Here is a 17,490-nt window from a genome sequence, read left to right as displayed (position 1 = left end):
AGTCCTTAGTCGGGAGTCCGAAGTCTAAGCGACGAACTCCATCAAACTTCTATAGGCAACAAAACGGTTTTTAAACTTTTCGTTTAATCCGGCCTGTAAAGCTGGTGCAAATGTTTCCTGGTATTTATTGTAGTTATCTAGTGTTTCTACAACGTACTGTGTACAGTAAGTAACCCCTTCATTAGGTGAATCAACAACCTTTAATAAACGGTTAGAAACAAACAGACCTGTTGCCATCACTTCAGGGATGTGAATATCCTGCATCCATTGTAACCATTCTTCGGCTGCTGCATCTTCGAGGATGAGCGTAACATTATATAAAAACATGCAACAAAGGTAGATAATATATAAATGTTAAAAAATTGAGTAAAGCAGATTTTATTCTTCAAGTGTTATTATCCAGTTAAATTCATAGTATCCTTATTTAGTGATACGAAATAACGCCGCTCAAAAACAGATAACTCAAGGCGCAATTACATTTACATGGGCTAATTACCGTACCAGGGTTTTAATTTTAGCCGGAAATTGCTTCATTTTGTTGTTAATGTTAACTATCATTGTAATGGAAGCATAAGTTATCTGCAGTATCATAATGATTACCATCACCACATCTTTAACTAAAGATCTTCAAGGAATTCTTGAACTTCAAAAGCAAAACCTAAAGCAGGATTTAACACCAGAGCAAATTAAAGCGCAAGGCTTTGTTACGGTTTCGCACTCGCTTGATGATCTGGAAAAAATGCATCAGCATGAACCCAATATTATTGCAAAAGATGGTGAATTGCTTGTTGCTTATGTGTTGGCCATGACCGAACAATCTAAAAATGACATTCCAAAACTGGTTGAAATGTACGAAAGTTTCGATCACATCATGTATCAGGAGAAACCCATTTCTAATTACCATTATATTGTAGTTGGGCAGGTTTGCGTAGCGCACGATTATAGAGGGAAAGGCTTATTTGATAAATGCTACAACGCCTATAAAGATTACTTTAAAAAGAAGTACGATTTCGCAATCACTGAAATTGCCAGTATTAATTTACGGTCGATGAATGCTCACAAGCGTATCGGATTTGAAGTGATTTACACTTATACAGATAGTAGCGATGTAGAATGGAATGTAGTGGTTTGGAATTGGAAACACTAATAGAGATAGGCGTTGGAGTTCATTAACCATTACGAATGAGCCAATGACTAATGAACCACTGAACTAATTAAACCCCATCTCCCCGTAAATTCCTAAATCTTTTTCTCGCCTCAGCGCTGAACATGCTTCCAGGATAATCTGTAATCAGCTTTTGGAAATATATTTTCGCTTGTGCAATATCGTTCAGTTTCTTTTCGTACAGATCACCTAGTGTAAATAGTGCATCATCTGTCCAGATCCCTTCTTTAAAATCTTCGGTTACTTTTTTGAGGATATCAGCAGCTTTTTGAAAATCGTTCGCTTTAATAAAAATCCGCGCTTTACTCATCATTATAGCATCAGTTAAGCTATTTTGAGGATAGGCAATCGCAATGCTATCCATTTTTTTTACTGCTTTTTCGGGTAGATTTCTAAATAAAAGCATCTCTGCATCAGCATACATTTTTAAGGCATTGCTATCAGCTGGTGTTTGGATATTATCGCTAATCAATAAACTCAGGTTTAATGCATCATTGGCAATCAGTTGTGAAGTAGCGGCCTTTAAAACCAAACACTGACCATTGCTGTATTCGAAATTGCCCTGATAAAAGGAGAGTTTGGCGCTGCGGAAACGGGCTTCGTTGCCTACAGGCTGACCTTCAAACTGTTTGCTTACCTGCTCGTACACTAAAAAAGCTTCCCAGGGTTGGTTGGTTAAAATGTAAATGTCGCCTAAATCGAGTTTTAGCTGGCCTAAGTCCTGATCGTTAATCCCAGGCATTTTTATTGCTTCTTCCAGTTCTTTTTCAGCACTGCCGGGTTGATTTAAATAATAAGCCTGCAAGTTTGCCAGTTTTTTTATGGCAAAAAGTGTGTTCCTGTTCTTGCCGTTTTCGCTTAACAATGCCTGATAGTCTTTCGCCAGCAGATCAAGATCCGCAACTGTATATTTCCCTGTAGTACGTAAGTTGTACCTGGTATTCAGCATTTCTATTTTTGAAGGAAGATAATACTGATTATCTTTCCCTTTGGTTAGCAGATAATCGTAGGCTTTAATCGCTGTTTCATAAGCGCCATTATCAACAAAGGTATAAATGGCGTTAAACAGGGTACCCCCGTCAGCTTTGGTACGTTTATCGTATGCGATAAGCTGGCGCAGGGCCATGTCAAATTCCTGTTGTTGAATATAGTTCCAGGTAAGTAACTGGATATAAATTTCGGCATCAGGCTCTTTCTGTACTTTTTTTAAAATGGCTGTCTGAAAAGTTTGATAATCGTTTTTATCTTCAAAAATAGAAGATAGTACAGCTTCTGCCTGTGGTAAAAGCTGTGGCATCGCTGCAAGTACATCAAGATACTCTTGCATGAGCATTGGTTTATCCTTTTTAAAACGATAAATATTCAACAGTTCGAAAGTGAAAGCCTGCTCGTTACCCAGCAATTTTCGTCCTTGTTTAAAGGTTTGAACAGCAAAATCATAATTTTCGAAACGATAAAAGCTGTTGGCCAGGTTTCTGATCCTGAATTCTTCTTTTGGCAGTTTTGAAATTACCTCATTAAAAATTTTGTTGGCTGCCTGTACATCGCCTTTTTCCTGGTAAAGTTTGCCCAGGGCTATGGGATAAAGCTCGCTTTGTGGATTTTTTTTAACCTCACGTTTAACTACTTTTTCGGCAACATCATAACGCTTTAATTTTAATAGCGTATTAAAATAAATGTCGAAATAAGCCTCATTATTAGGGATAGCATAAAGTTTTTCGAGCAGCACTACTGCTTTTTCATATTCTCCATCCTGATAATATTGAATAGCCAGACTACTTTCATCTGGTGCAACCTGCTGATTGGGACGAAAGATCTGCGCATTGGCCCCAAGCGATAGAAATAAGACTACGATGAAAAACAAGCGGTTCATAAACCCTAAATTATAAGTTTTAAATGTAACATTTTAATACTTCTTTAGCTAAACCGCCAATTGATATTAAACGTATTTTAAATGTTACCTGTATTTTATTTTGTAGATATTTTATAAATACTAAATTGAACCACGACTTATTATTGATTGCATAAGGTAACATTGTTGGTGTAAATCGGGGTTAAGTAGTTGTGATGCTTATTTTTGCCATCCCATAAGGAATTTATTTATGCTAAAAAGGATTTTTCTCTTGTTAATGGTTGCATTGATTTGGGCTTGTAAAGGCACAAACCATGATACTATTCCTGTGGACGATTTTTTTAAAACGCAGGATAAAGCCTACTATCGCATTTCTCCGGATGGGAAAAGTTTATCTTATTTAAAGCTTCATGATAAAAAACTTGATCTTTTTGCTGAGGATATAGCTACTGGAAATAGCATTCAGCTAACCCATCTGAATGGCAAGAATATCAGTTTCCATTTCTGGACCAGTAACAATGAACTGATTTATTATACCGAGGATGGATCTAAAGAACGCAAGTCTGATATTTTTGTGATCAATAAAGATGGGAGCAAGCAGGTGCAGTTGAGTGCTAATGAAAAAAACAGGCTGAGGGTGATAGAGGATCAACTGATTGACGATAAATATATTATTGTAGCTTCCAATAAACGCGATTCGACCGTTTTTGATGTGTACCGTTTAAACGTGCGTGATGGGAAAATGGAGATCGCTGCAAAAAATCCTGGTAATATTACTAAATGGATGACCGATAGTAAAGGTGTTCTTAAAATTGCCATTGCCAGCGATGGGGTGAACGAAACCTTGCTGTACCGCGAAAAGGAAAATCAGGCTTTTGCACCCGTAATTACCAATAATTTCGAAACTACTTTTCAGCCAATTGCCTTTTCAGAAGATCAACCCAATGTGCTTTATGCGATCTCAAGTGTTAACCGCGATAAAAATGCATTGGTAGCGCTTGATTTAAAAAACGGTAAAGAAAAACAGGTTCTTTTTGCAAACGATACCTTAAACGTAGTAGATGCAACCTACTCCCGTTTCCGGAAAAAAATGCTTTTTGCAACTTGCGAAACCTGGAAAAGAGAAAAATTTTACCTTGATGACAGTACAAAAGTGGCTTACTCAAGGATTGATAAACTTTTACCCGGTACCGAATGGATAATTACTGATAGGGATAAAACGGATAAAGTTTTTGTGATACGCACCTTTACCGATAAAAATCCAGGTTCTTATTATTTGTATACGGCCGTTGACAAAAGGCTTAAAAAGCTTACCGATGTGAGTCCTTCCATTAAACCGGAAGATATGAATGCCATGAAGCCGATCAGTTTCAAAAGCCGCGATGGTTTAACAATTAATGGCTATTTAACCCTACCTAAAAATAAAAAGGCGGTTAACTTACCTGTAGTTGTGCTGCCACATAATGGTCCTAAATCGAGAAATAGCTGGGGCTACAATGCTGAAGTACAATTTTTAGCCAACCGTGGCTATGCCGTTTTGCAGGTAAATTACCGCGGATCTACCGGTTATGGAAAATCATTTTTTGCAGCAGGTTTTAAACAATGGAGCGATAAAATACAGGAAGATGTTAACGACGGTGTTAAATGGCTGGTTACGGAAAAAATTGCCAATCCTAAAAAAATTGCCATTTACGGTAATGGTTTTGGGGGCTATATTGCTTTAAATTGTTTGTATAAAAATCCCGATCTTTATAAGTGTGGCGGATCAAATTCTGGCGTGATTAACCTGTTTAGTTACCTGAAAACTTTTCCTCCATTTTTAAAGGCCAAATTACAGATGTATTATGAAATTGTAGGCAATCCGATAACCGAAACCGATTATATGCGTTTTGCTTCACCTGTGTTTCATGCAGACCGGTTCAGGTCTCCTGTTTTTATTGCCCAAAACCCTAAAGACCCAAGTGTTAATGTAGCAGAAGGGGTACAGTTTATCAAAGAACTTAAAAAAAGAAATGTTCAGGTTACTTATATCGAGAAAGAGGAAGGTCCTGATCCTGTAGTGCGCCAGCAAAGCAGAACGGCTTTGTACAAAGCCCTGGAAGAGTTTTTAAAAGAAAATCTAGGTAAGAAATAGGTATGGCCTTAGATAAAAAAAGCAGTTACCGTAAAAATTTCTCCTTGGGTATAACCTTCATTGTACTCATCTCCATTCTTTTTATCCTATCGCTTTTCCTTGCGTTCAACTATAGCAAAAAATCAATAGAGAATGATTTTGTTTCCGAAAAGGTAAATGTGCTTGAACAGAGTATTAAGCCTTATAATGATTTTTTCCAGAATAAAATGCCTGAGATTTCTTATTACAATGGCTATTTGGATTCTTCTACTGCAGCAAAATTTGTAGATACTGTGATGTTAAAATATCCTTTTATCTCGAAGGTTACTTTTTACGATACAGAAGTAAAGAATATTCCTGTTAAAGATGGGATCAATGCAAATCATCTGGGTATTGGTCCAAAAGCTATTTTGCAGTTTGGGAAAGGGGTAAAGCCCGATTCGGTAAAGTTGTATTCAGAAGATGATACGAGATCTTTTAATGTGGGAAGTGATTTTAATGCAATCGCAATTAAACTTGCCACTTTTGTTGAAGATCTTGATACCGTATCAGTACCTACACAAGAAGAACTGTTTACCAACTTTTCTATTGTTAATTCTAATGAAAATAAAATCACTTACTTAAATATTCCCCGACGGGAGGATTTAAGGGTTTATAAAGAGATGATCAGGCGGAAGTTAAATCCGGCACCTGTTTATCAACAGGATGTACTGGTTTTTAATCTTGATGCACATAAAATTAAAATCATCAATACCAGGCCATTGTTGTACCAAACGATCAGGATTGAACCGCTAACGTATGATCCGATTGATACCTCAGACGAAAATATTAATACTGAAATAGCGCTGCCGGGTGCATTTTCTGATTTTAAGTTATACCTCATTTCATCAAAATCTTACATCAAGAAAGAAATTTTTATTTACTTCATGCCAATTGCCCTGGTGTTGTTGCTGGTATATGGGGTGCTTTTATTGGTTGCTTTTTTGATTTACCGTAATCTGAACATCAATAGTAAAATGTTTAAGTTGCAGTACGATTTTGTGAATAACCTTACGCATGAATTTAAAACGCCCGTTAGCGTAATTAAGATTGCGGGAAACAATATTAAAAGTGCTGCTATATTAAGTCAAAAAGAGCAGCAGCTCTACGGCAAGATTCTGGACGAAGAAGCCGACAAACTGAATGGTTTAATGAATAAATTACTGGCCTTTACCCAGATTGAAAATAAGGCAATTAAACTGAACCAGGAAGAAGTTAATATTGTGGATTTTATTGAAAGTACGATTGAATCGCATACGTTAAAACACCCTGATTTTAAAATGACATACGAGGTGGTTGGCTTTAAAACCTTTATTACCGACCCGGTGTTATTAGGGAGTTTATTCGATAACCTGGCGGAGAACGCCTACAAATATTCAAAACCAGAACAGAAAAAATTACACATTAGCGCAAAGCTGATTAAAGGAGTATTGGTTTTCCGCTTTGCCGATAAAGGGATAGGGATCGCATCGTCAGAATTAAACAATATATTTAAGAAGTTTTTCAGGATACAGAATGAATATAACCAGATGGGTAGCGTAGGCCTGGGTTTGGCATTCTGCAAAGAACTGGTTAACTTTATGGAGGGAGAAATCTCTGTAAAAAGTAAAGTAGGAAGCGGTACGGAGTTTAAAATCGTGTTGCCATACAATAGTTAAATTTTAGAGGTTGAAGAGTTAAAGGTTGGAAGGTGTAAAGTTGAATTAACCTTCAAGCATGGCAACATTTCAATATTACAATATAAACACACATAAATGTCTAAAGAAGTAAAAATATTAATCGTAGAAGATGATGAAAATCTTCGCTTTCTGGTCGCCCACCGTTTAAAGGCTGAAGGTTATACTATGCTCGAAGCAAATGATGGCGAAGCTGGTGAAAGAATGATTTTAGCCGATCAGCCTGATATTGTTTTATTAGATTGGATGATGCCTGGCAAACAGGGTGCAGAGGTTTGTGAGAATGTGCGCAAGCAAGGTTTCGAAAACCTGGTGATTATGATGACCGCAAAGGCTCAGGATGTAGATAAAATTGATGCTTATAATTTTGGTGCATCTGATTATATTACCAAGCCATTTAATATGGATGTTTTGGTAGCCATGTTGGAGAGCAAGGTGAAGTTTATTGTAAACAAAGATTCTGCTGAAATTCACCGTTTTGGCAATATGGAACATCACCCTAACATCCATACATTGTTTAGGGATGGAAAGAAAATCGAATTAACGATATTGGAAAACCGCATCCTCCTTTATTTCCTGCGTAATCCAGGCAAAGTAATCAACCGTGATGAATTAATGTTGGTGGTGTGGGGCTACAACTCTGATGTGAATACCAGAACGCTTGATATGCATATTGTGCGCTTGCGTAAAAAAATAGAATTGAATCCTGATAATCCGCAGTTGTTACAAACTGTTAGGGGAGTAGGTTATCGCTTTAACGCGGGATAAGAAAAAGATTGAATGATTGAGTTTTGAATGAGAGAATGTTTAGGCGTCATACCAAAATATTCAATCATTCACTCATTCGAAATTCAATCATTTTTAGTCTAAGCTCTTTTCAAAGTAAAAATAGTTATCTCAGGTAAAATCCCAACCCTGCCCGGATAACCTAAAAAGCCGTAGCCAACGTTAACATAAAGCTGTTGTTTTTGCTCCTGATATAAACCAGCCCATTCTTTGTAAATGTATTGCACCGGGCTCCATTGCATCTCCTTTAATCGAACGCCAAACTGCATGCCGTGCGTGTGGCCACTGAACATGGCGTCGATTTGAGGGTACTTCTGTAAAACCTCTCCGCGCCAGTGCGATGGGTCGTGACTTAACAAAAGTTTAACAGGTAAATCATCCGTATTTTGAACGGCAAGTTCCATTTTTCCATATTTTGGAAAGCGACCCATTCCCCAGTTTTCGATACCTAAAATGCCGATTTCTTCTCCGTCAACCTTCAGTCTGCGGTTTTCGTTCATCAATAAGTCGTAACCCATTATTTTGTGGACATCAACCATGTCTTTCAGGTTTTTTACTTTAGCTGGCGATGACTCCTTGCCGAAATAATAATCACCATAATCGTGGTTTCCTAAAGATGAATAAACGCCTAGTGGTGCTTTTACTTTCGAGAAAATATCCTGGTAATCTCTTACTTCGTTGGTGAGGTTGTTTACTAAATCGCCGGTAAAAAAGATAAAATCAGGCTTTTCTCCCAATAACATTTCCACACCGCCTTTTACTGCGGTTTTGTTGTAGAAACTGCCCGAGTGAATGTCAGAAATTTGCCCCATGGTAATGCCATCAAATGCCTTTGGCAGATTAGGAAGAATTAAGTTAACCCTTCTCACCTGGTAATCATAAGCACCAGAAATAATGCCCCAGCTTAATGAGGTTAAAGGAACGGCAGCAGCAACTAAGCCTGCTTTTACCAAAAATTGTGAACGTGATATGGGTTCTGCCGCGCTAATTGGCTGATCTTCTATGATCTGTTTTTTTCTAAAAAGTTTGATGAATAATCTTCGTAAATCATCCAGAATCAGAAATGGCAGCATCGCCATTTTACAGGCTACTGTTAAAAAGAAAGCGACTAGAATGATGGCTCTAAGCGTAAGGAAAAGATTAAGGTAAATTCCTGCGAAAACGCCAATAATTAACAGAATGCTATAACTCCAGTATAAAATACCGAAGATTTTTTTCGTTCTTGGTTTCCATTTAAAAACTGAAACAATGGCTTTAAAAAAATAAATATCAAAAGCTGTAATGAGTATGCAGGCTGCAATGATGAAAGGTAATCTTCCCATATATCGGGTTATTCGATTTAAATTAAAAAATAAGGCAGGTTTTTATGATCCGTCTAAATTAAGTATTTGAACTAAATAAATTATCTAAAATTCGCTTCGGATGGTCTAAAAAGGATTTATAAACCCTGTAGATCTCAGATTCCTCATATTTTACTTTCGTTATTTTACCATCTGCCATTTCGTAAATCGTTGCATTTGGATAAGCGAGCAAAATCGGGGAATGAGTTGTGATAATGAACTGTGCATTTTTATCAATCAAATTGTCAAGTTTTGATAGCATTGCAATTTGTTTCGTGGCTGATAAGGCAGATTCGGGTTCATCCAGAATATAAACACCGCTACCGCCAAATCGGTTCATAAATAGTGACCAAAATGATTGCCCGTGAGATTGTTCATGCAAAGAAACACCTCCGTATGATTCTATAAGTTTTGGTCCGAAGGATGGTTCTTCATCAAGTTTGTCAATCTCACTTGCAACATTATAAAAACTTTCGCCCCGTAAGAAAAAACCATCTTTGGGTTTTCTGAAACTTTTGCTAATGGTTAAATAATGATGTAATTCTGAGTGTGTTGCCTTACTTGTAAAATTGAAATTTTTACTTCCACCCTCGGCATTAAAACCTAAGCTTACCGCAATGGCTTCAATCAGAGTCGATTTTCCAACCCCATTTTCACCGGTAAAAAATGTAACATTAGGATGGAAGTCTAATTTTTCAAAGGATTTTAAGCATGGAATATTAAACGGATATCCATTAGGAAGGTTCTCTTGTTTTAACCTCAGCGATAAAAGATATCCGTTAAACTCCATTAATTATTATTATTTGTAGCGAAGCTAAAAATATCTACCTAAAATCGTCTTCATCCTCTTCTTCGTCAAATTCGGCGTTAAATAAACTGCCAAACATATCAGAAAAGCCGAAGCCACCATTTAAAAAGTTTTTGCTCAGTTGTGAATATTCGGCTAAACCATGTAATACAAATTCCATTAAGAGCAGCGTCTGGTTTTCGCTCAGTTTGGGATGAAATTTCCTGACGAGATCGTATAAGCCCGGTACCAGCATTAATGCTTTCTTGTATTGCGAATTGGTTAAAGTATCTGTAACATCAACATTATTGCCTTCAGTAAACCATTCGGTTACTTCAGTATAAGGATTTGCCGTTTTACTTTTCTTTGCCTTTTCAGGGTCGGGGAAATAACGGGCAAATAAGGTTTTAACTGCCTTACCTATTAAGGTCGTTGCTACGTGAGCTGGTCCTTCAAGTTCTCCCTCGTACACCAGTTCTATTTTACCCGTTATGGCTGGAATAATTCCTGCAAGATCAGATAAACGTACAAAAGTATTTTTCTCGCCTGAGATCAGCATTCTTCTTTCGGCGGTGCTGATTAAATTTTCATAAGCAGAGATCGTTAATCTCGCCGATACACCCGATTTTTGGTCGATATATTCACTTTTACGGGCTTCGAAAGCAATCTGCTCTATCAAATCTTTCACCAACCCATCAGCCTCAATATTGGCTTTCTGATCAGCTGTTAATTTGGCTTCCTGGAAAGTGATTTTGCGCGAAATTTCGACAGTCTTTGGGTAATGGGTTAAAATCTGACTTTCAATCCTATCTTTTAGCGGGGTAACAATACTTCCGCGATTGGTATAATCCTCAGGGTTTGCAGTAAATACAAATTGAATATCCAAAGGCAAACGCAATTTGAAACCGCGGATCTGGATATCTTTTTCCTGTAACATGTTAAATAATGCCACCTGGATTCGTGCCTGTAGATCGGGTAGCTCATTAATCACGAAAATGCTGCGGTGTGCACGTGGAATTAAACCAAAGTGGATTACACGTTCATCATTATAGGTTAACTTTAGGGTAGCGGCCTTTATAGGGTCAACATCGCCAATTAAATCGGCAACCGTAACGTCTGGGGTTGCCAGTTTTTCAGTATACCTTTCGCTGCGGTGCAACCAGGCAATTTCGGTGTCGTCACCCTTAGTGGCAATTTCGTTTTTAGCATACCATGAAATTGGGTTCAACGGGTCATCAAAAATTTCACTTCCGGCAACGTAAGGTACATATTCGTCCAGTAAGTTTACAATTAAACGGGCAATACGTGTTTTTGCCTGCCCGCGTAAGCCTAAAAGTAAAATATTATGACGCGACAAAATGGCCGTTTGCAGCTCAGGAATTACCGTTTCATCATAACCGATAATGCCCTCAAACTCTGTTTTCTTATCACGCAGGACTTTAATCAGATTTTCTCTGAGCTCTTCTTTTACAGATCTCGATTTATATCCTGTAGTTTTTAATTCGCCTAATGTTTTTTCTTGCATTTTTTTTTATTTATCTGAGATTCCGATGTCCAAAGTTTGGATAATTAGCGTTTGCACTATATCTTCCGCCTTCGGACTAAAGAATTTCGACTATTTTACAGTTTTTCTTCTATTTTTAATGTAATCTTCAAAGATGTACTCTCCCAAGCCATTTAACGAGCTATAAAAAGCCCTGCCACCATTAATTTCGGTAAACTGGCGCACAAACTGTTGCAGGTAAGGGTCTTTCGCAATCATAAATGTAGTAATTGGAATCTTTAAACGCTTACATTGCGCCGCCATGTTCAGGGTTTTGTTAATTACTTTTCTATCCAGACCCATACTGTTTTTATAGTATTTGCCATTTTCCTTTAAGCAGGTTGGTTTTCCATCCGTAATCATGAAAATCTGTTTATTATGGGTTTTTCTTCTACGGAGTAAATCTGCAGCCAATTCTAATCCTGCATAAGTATTGGTGTGGTAAGGGCCAACCTGTAAATAAGGCAGGTCTTTAACACTAATCGGCCAGGCGTCATTTCCGAAAACTACAATATCTAAAGTATCTTTTGGATACTTCGTTTTAATGAGCTCAGCCAAAGCCATGGCAACCTTTTTTGCCGGGGTAATGCGGTCTTCGCCATATAATATCATGGAGTGCGAAATGTCGATCATCAATACCGTAGAAGTTAGGGTTTTAAAATCCTTTTCTTCTACTTCCAGATCGCGGTCTGTTAAAGTGAAATCGCCAATTCCGTGATTAATCTGAGCGTTTTGAATAGAAGCAGTCATATCTATCTGATCCAGACTATCGCCAAAACTATACTCACGCCTGTCCGCATTTTTCTCCTCGCCAATACCAGATTGGTTACTGTTGTGGTTACCGCGACCAGATTTTTTCAGTTTGCCAAAAATTTCGTCTAAGGCAGACTTGCGGATGGTCTGTTCTGTTTTGGCTGTAATTTTAAACTCTCCGGATTGATTGTCTTCCGTAAGATAACCTTTGTCTTTCAGATCGTCGATAAAATTACCGATGCCATAATCATTATTGGTTAATTTATATTGTTTGTCGAGTTCGTTCAGCCAGCTTAAAGCCTCCGCCGCATCTCCGGCTGTATAATTCAGCAGTTCGCTGAATAATTTCAGCAACTCATCAAACCCACCCTTTGGCGCATCGCCCGGCTTATAATCAGAAAAACGAAAACCTCTCATGTGCTTATATTAACGATTTATCGAAGATAAAAGTTTCGCTTTGCATTAATTTAAGCGCGGTGTCATATTTGGAGGCAAGAAGAAAGGTAAAAGCTGAAAACTGCCAACTGGAAACTGTCAAACTGATCAGGGCGTTCCCCAAGCTGCGCAAGGGGGCGGGTTTTGCAGGGCTGCGCTTCGCTCCGGTACCGATGAAGGATCGGTACTAAACCCTTACAATCCCTAACGCAAAACCCACCGCTTTAATAGACAGGGACCTTATAGGTTTTCAAAACCTATAAGGTCTTATAAAAGCTTATCCCAGCGCCATGTGGTAAATCTTTTTATTATATTCAGGATTTGCACCAGGCTGCGATGCTACAAATGCGCCAACTTTGCAGGCATTATCCAAAGTGGTTTCCATGGGATAACCTTGCAGGTAGCAGGCAATAAATGTGGCTAAAAAGGCATCTCCTGCACCAACAGTATCGGCCACCTGTACCTTGTAACCAGCATGTTTAAACAATTTACCATCTTTTAAAACACAAGCACCCTTATCACCTAATGTCAGGCAGATGATTTCAATATTGAACTGACTGGATAGCTGTTTTAACAACTGTTCATCAGTATTGCCCGTTAAACCAAACGATTCTTTTACCCAAACAATTTCATCCTCGTTTATTTTAAGGATATCTGCTTTTGCCAACAGCTTCCCAATTAATTCTTTTGAATAAAAAGGAGCCCGGAGGTTGATGTCGAATATTTTAGTGTTGGCATTTTCTAAAAGTGCCAGAATGGTTTTTTTAGATTTTTCTTCCCTGCAGGTTAAACTACAATATACCAATGCATCTGCCTGTTTTACAGCTGATGTGTTTTCCTCGGTGATTTTAATCTCATCCCATGCCACGGGTTGTTTAATGGTATAAGTAGCCTGATGATTTTCGTCCAGCTGTACCACCACTGTACTGGTTGGTAATTCATGGTTAACTTGAATCAAATCTGTTGCAAAATGATTGCTGGCTAGAAAATTGAATAGTTCCTTGCCGTTTTCATCATTTCCTATGGCACTAATAAAGCGGCTCTCTATCCCTTGTTTGTGTAAATTAAGCGCAACGTTCATGCTCGAGCCGCCAGCTTTTTTGCCTTCTGGAAAAACATCCCAGAGTATTTCGCCAATCGTGATTACTTTATTTTGCATAGAAGATTTATAGATACGTAAATAAAGAATTTTTACGCATTGAACAAAATAATTTGTTTCATATCTTTAATTTTTACCTCAACTCAATTAACCATGAAAAAAATACTTGTAATTGCATTGTTTTTAGCTTCCTTTAGCGCTTTTGCTCAAAATGCGAAAGATAAACAGGCCATACTTAATTTACTAGAAAAGCAACGTACAGATTGGAACAAAGGAGATGTTGAAGCCTTTATGCAGGGCTATGAAAAATCGGATAGTTTACTTTTTGTAGGTAAAAGCGGAGCAACTTATGGCTGGCAAAAAACGCTTGATAATTATAAAAAAGGCTATCCGGATAAATCGGCAATGGGTTTTTTAGTGTTTGGAATTAAAAAAGTCGATTTTTTAAATCCTGATCTGGCTTTTGTATTGGGCAGCTGGAATGTTAAACGAGAAAAAGACGAACTTAAAGGTTATTTTACCCTTTTAATTAAAAAGATTAAAGGTGAATGGAAAGTAGTTGCCGATCATAGTTCATAAGCAGTATTTACAAGTGAAAAATATATTTGGAGTCATCATCTCTTTGCTACTGTTTGCTTCGTGCAATTACTCTTCAAGTCGTAAAGATCAACCTGTACTTTATAAAAAAAGCGGGCTGAGTTTCATGTTACCTAACAAATATTGGAAAATAAAAAAAGACAGGGCGGTTGAAGGAGCAAAAGGTATCCGCCTGATCTCCGCGGAAAATGATGAGCCCTTAAGCAAGGATGCTTATCTGATTTTGACGGAAATTAATAAAGACCTTAATCTAAACTCATTCCTGGAAAAAACTATTCGTTCTTGCAGAAGTAGTTATCAGCAAAGAAAGATAGCATTTGTATTACTCGATACCGCCCGTGGTATTAAAATTGGAAATAAAGACGTGCTTAGGATCGGTTTTGAAACCTCAATCATAGCAAATAGAAATATTGGGAGTATCACGCTTTTTAAACTCAAAGGTAAAACCTATTCTTTCATGTTCTTTGGCGAAGCAATAGAAGCTAAGAATCATCAAAAGCTAGTCGATTCGATGATCAGCTCTTTTAAGGTAGATTATTGAGAGGTTATTAATAATTAAAGTTGGACAATTAATCTAAATATGTCCTTATTTTTAACTGCGACTGGCAAGTTGAGTATTTTAATGCTGTAGCAGTATTTAAGGGCGATAAAATCGCCCTTCTCATGCATCCCCGTTGCAAACGGTGACGATTATTTACTCGCCCAACCTAAAATCCTTATAGTAATAATCTTTATCCGCATCTGTTAACTGGCGGATAACCCTGCATGGGTTTCCTGCAGCAAAAACATTATCAGGAATATCCCTCGTAACCACACTTCCTGATCCGATAACCACATTCGATCCGATTTTTACGCCGGGGTTAATCACTACGTTTCCACCGATCCAAACACTGTTGCCTATAGTAACTTCTTGTGCCCATTCGTATTCCTGATCTCTTAAATGCGCATGCATTGGATGACCGGCAGTATAAATGGCTACATTTGGTGCAATAAAAACGCTGTTACCAATACTTACCTTGGCACAATCTAAAATAACAAGGTTAAAGTTTGCATAAAAGTTATCGCCAATTTCGATATTATACCCATAATCGCATCTGAACGGGGGTTCTACATAAAACATTCTTTCTGTTTTTCCGAACAATCTTTTTAATAATTCTTTTCGCTGCTTGATAAATTTTGGTGCAAGGTTATTAAACTCGAAAACAATTTCACGTGCTTTTAATCTTTCTTTCGAAAGTTCTTCGCCTCCAGCCTGATAAGCTTTGCCTGCCAGCATTTTTTGTTTTTCAGTAAGTATATTGGTATCCATTCGTAATCTGATTTTTAATTTGCACTGTGAGTTGCAATAATAACAAAAACGGGGCTATCGTTACCAATGCCCCGTTGTATTTTAATTATTAGTGTTTTTACGGTCTGCCTTTGGCTAAAGCCTTTTCAGCTATTTTAACTGCTTTTTTCTCTCTCCAATGGGCGTATTTTTCTTTGAAAGTCATTTTAATCAAGCTGTCAATTGCACCATGTGTAAATAAGCTCCAAACGCTGGCTACCTTACGTGTAATTGATTGATCCCAAGCCCTTAAACTAAGTGAGAATGAACCATCAAGATATTTCATCCAGTGCCACATTCCGGTTGGCATAAATAAAGTATCGCCATGCTCTAAAAAAACTTCATAACCTTCAACACCATTTAGTGCCGGAAATTTTTCGAAATCAGGGTTGGCTACATCATAATCTTCCAAAGCATAAGTTGCATTTGGAAGGCAATACAATCTGTCTTTCCATTTATTATCAAATAAGACAATATGTTTTCTACCGCCGAAGTGGGTATGGAAAATATGTGGTAAATCGATATCGTAATGTAAAAACGTTACCGAGTTAGAACCACCAAAAAACATGGCAGGCATACTTTCAATAAAGCCACCCATTAAATCTTTAGGGATTTTTACATCATTGATTAAACTAGGTACTTTTTTAAACAGGTTAAAAAAGAATATACGCAGTTCGGTTGGCTCACGTTTGATTAAGTCAAGGTAATCGCCAAATTTCATGTGTGCCGTAGCGGCGTTAATTGGTTTTGACGGATCGGCTTTGGAGTTGTCGTAAAGTGGAACTTCAAGCTCGCCACCAATTTCTTTTAGATATTCAGTTGTCCATTTTTCTCTGGCAGGCCAATCTTTAGTTAGGCCTTTGATTACTAACGGACGTTTGGTTTTCAGATAATTTTTCTTAAAATCTTCGGGAGTGATGCTCTCAACGATATCAACAGGTTTTAAAATGAAACTCATGCGCTTAAAATCGGTTATTTGTGCCGAACAACAAATGTGTAAATTTTATTTTACAAAATTGATGTTAACAGGTAAATGTGACTAAAATCACGTAATCTAAATTAGCAAATACTTAACAATTTAATAATTAGGCTTCAACTTTATTTTTAACAATTTCAGCATAAGCAGCATCCCAAAGGTCTATCCTTTTTTGTAATGCCTGTTTTGCGGTTTCTTCTGCCTCGATCCAAAAGGCTTCATCTTTTTCACAAAGCTTTTCCGTCATGGAGAGTGCTAAATGGCTATGGTGATCGCCATCCACTTCTATATGGCGCTCCAGGTAATATTTAAAGATTGAAACTTTGTCAGCTTGAGTGCTATTCAAGTCATTTACCAAACTAAAAAACATGTTTGGAATTAAATCTTCGCGGCCAAAAGTAAAACTTGATGCCTGTAAATGTGTTTTTCCACTATTAATGGTTTCGAAAGTAGCATTCACGAAATCTTTTGCAGTTGCAGGTACTTCGGCAATTTCAAACGCTTCATTAAAATTTTTGCCATTTTTTAAGGCATTTAAAAAATCATTAATGGGTTTTGTATTTGCTCTGCATTGATCCATGGCATCCAAATAAAGTTCGAAATGGCTTTTAATAGCGCCACCAGCATCTACATCTGATTCTTCTCCCGCAACAATTTCATTGATCAATTGTCGCGTAACCGGATCACCAACCGGGAACCAAGGCAAGCTGGTGCAGGTAAGGTTAATCTGTAAAGCCTTAAGCAGCGACATAAAATCCCAAACTGCGAAAATATGGTGTTCCATAAAAATGCGGAGGTCTTCCAGTTCACTAATTGCCGAATAAACCTTATGGTTAATAATCTCTTGCCTAAGTGGCTCTATTTCTTTTTGGATTTTTATAATATTGGAATGCATACTTAAGTTTGGTGTATGGAGTGTTGAGTTTGGAATCCAAACCTCATCACCCAATTTAATCGTTCGCTTCTATTCTTTTTGCTGTAGGTACTTATATTGATAGTAGC

At 37.5% G+C, this 17,490-nt stretch carries 16 protein-coding genes; 6 read left to right on the top strand and 10 right to left on the bottom strand.

The window, feature by feature from the left end; genetic code table 11:
* Positions 1-24 precede the first annotated feature (24 nt).
* Complete coding sequence (locus tag ACUN24_RS01730) at positions 25-327, bottom strand: DUF4286 family protein (RefSeq protein WP_445560978.1); 303 nt, start codon at positions 325-327, stop codon at positions 25-27.
* Positions 328-592: 265 nt separating this feature from the next.
* Here ACUN24_RS01730 and ACUN24_RS01725 point away from each other — a divergent pair, with 265 nt between their 5' ends.
* Positions 593-1,147, top strand: a complete 555-nt coding sequence (locus tag ACUN24_RS01725) for a GNAT family N-acetyltransferase (RefSeq protein ID WP_445560977.1) — start codon at positions 593-595, stop codon at positions 1,145-1,147.
* Between the two features lie 67 nt (positions 1,148-1,214).
* Here ACUN24_RS01725 and ACUN24_RS01720 read toward each other — a convergent pair whose 3' ends face one another.
* Entirely contained in the window at positions 1,215-3,038 is a 1,824-nt protein-coding gene (locus tag ACUN24_RS01720; protein WP_445560976.1) for a tetratricopeptide repeat protein, read from the bottom strand.
* A gap of 229 nt (positions 3,039-3,267) precedes the next feature.
* Between ACUN24_RS01720 and ACUN24_RS01715 the strand changes: the two genes are divergently transcribed.
* The 3 genes from ACUN24_RS01715 to ACUN24_RS01705 all read left to right on the top strand — a co-directional run bounded on the left by ACUN24_RS01715 (position 3,268) and on the right by ACUN24_RS01705 (position 7,613).
* Positions 3,268-5,151, top strand: a complete 1,884-nt coding sequence (locus ACUN24_RS01715) for a S9 family peptidase (RefSeq protein WP_445560975.1) — start codon at positions 3,268-3,270, stop codon at positions 5,149-5,151.
* A gap of 2 nt (positions 5,152-5,153) precedes the next feature.
* Entirely contained in the window at positions 5,154-6,827 is a 1,674-nt protein-coding gene (locus ACUN24_RS01710; RefSeq protein WP_445560974.1) for a sensor histidine kinase, read from the top strand.
* 96 nt (positions 6,828-6,923) lie between these two features.
* Positions 6,924-7,613, top strand: coding sequence for a response regulator transcription factor (locus ACUN24_RS01705; RefSeq protein WP_193424223.1), 690 nt, complete (start codon positions 6,924-6,926; stop codon positions 7,611-7,613).
* A gap of 98 nt (positions 7,614-7,711) precedes the next feature.
* Here the strand turns inward: ACUN24_RS01705 and ACUN24_RS01700 are convergent, their stop codons facing one another.
* The 5 genes from ACUN24_RS01700 to ACUN24_RS01680 form a co-directional block, all read right to left on the bottom strand.
* Positions 7,712-8,953, bottom strand: a complete 1,242-nt coding sequence (locus tag ACUN24_RS01700; protein WP_445560973.1) for a metallophosphoesterase — start codon at positions 8,951-8,953, stop codon at positions 7,712-7,714.
* A 58-nt stretch (positions 8,954-9,011) separates the two neighbouring features.
* Positions 9,012-9,761 carry an AAA family ATPase gene (locus ACUN24_RS01695; RefSeq protein WP_445560972.1) on the bottom strand — a complete coding sequence of 250 codons (750 nt, stop codon included), beginning with the start codon at positions 9,759-9,761 and terminating at the stop codon, positions 9,012-9,014.
* A 34-nt stretch (positions 9,762-9,795) separates the two neighbouring features.
* Positions 9,796-11,283, bottom strand: a complete 1,488-nt coding sequence (locus ACUN24_RS01690) for a magnesium chelatase (protein ID WP_445560971.1) — start codon at positions 11,281-11,283, stop codon at positions 9,796-9,798.
* Between the two features lie 90 nt (positions 11,284-11,373).
* A complete protein-coding gene (locus ACUN24_RS01685) occupies positions 11,374-12,471 on the bottom strand; it encodes a vWA domain-containing protein (protein ID WP_121284053.1) in 1,098 nt (365 codons plus the stop codon).
* A 295-nt stretch (positions 12,472-12,766) separates the two neighbouring features.
* The gene (locus ACUN24_RS01680) at positions 12,767-13,648 is read right to left on the bottom strand and encodes a carbohydrate kinase family protein (RefSeq protein ID WP_445560970.1); all 882 of its coding nucleotides are present in this window, start codon (positions 13,646-13,648) and stop codon (positions 12,767-12,769) included.
* 93 nt (positions 13,649-13,741) lie between these two features.
* Between ACUN24_RS01680 and ACUN24_RS01675 the strand changes: the two genes are divergently transcribed.
* Together ACUN24_RS01675 and ACUN24_RS01670 are read left to right on the top strand one after the other, a co-directional pair.
* Positions 13,742-14,167 carry a YybH family protein gene (locus ACUN24_RS01675; RefSeq protein WP_445560969.1) on the top strand — a complete coding sequence of 142 codons (426 nt, stop codon included), beginning with the start codon at positions 13,742-13,744 and terminating at the stop codon, positions 14,165-14,167.
* Between the two features lie 124 nt (positions 14,168-14,291).
* Positions 14,292-14,726, top strand: a complete 435-nt coding sequence (locus ACUN24_RS01670; RefSeq protein WP_445560968.1) for a hypothetical protein — start codon at positions 14,292-14,294, stop codon at positions 14,724-14,726.
* A 153-nt stretch (positions 14,727-14,879) separates the two neighbouring features.
* On the opposite strand, the gene ACUN24_RS01665 is transcribed toward ACUN24_RS01670, so the two are convergent.
* The 3 genes from ACUN24_RS01665 to ACUN24_RS01655 all read right to left on the bottom strand — a co-directional run bounded on the left by ACUN24_RS01665 (position 14,880) and on the right by ACUN24_RS01655 (position 17,383).
* Positions 14,880-15,494, bottom strand: coding sequence for a sugar O-acetyltransferase (locus ACUN24_RS01665; protein WP_244094991.1), 615 nt, complete (start codon positions 15,492-15,494; stop codon positions 14,880-14,882).
* Positions 15,495-15,591: 97 nt separating this feature from the next.
* The gene (locus ACUN24_RS01660; RefSeq protein ID WP_131529445.1) at positions 15,592-16,470 is read right to left on the bottom strand and encodes a cupin-like domain-containing protein; all 879 of its coding nucleotides are present in this window, start codon (positions 16,468-16,470) and stop codon (positions 15,592-15,594) included.
* A gap of 127 nt (positions 16,471-16,597) precedes the next feature.
* Positions 16,598-17,383, bottom strand: a complete 786-nt coding sequence (locus tag ACUN24_RS01655) for a DUF3050 domain-containing protein (RefSeq protein ID WP_445560967.1) — start codon at positions 17,381-17,383, stop codon at positions 16,598-16,600.
* Between the last annotated feature and the right edge of the window lie 107 nt (positions 17,384-17,490).

Source organism: Pedobacter sp. WC2501, from assembly GCF_052682415.1.
This window is presented reverse-complemented; position numbering and strand designations above follow the sequence as displayed.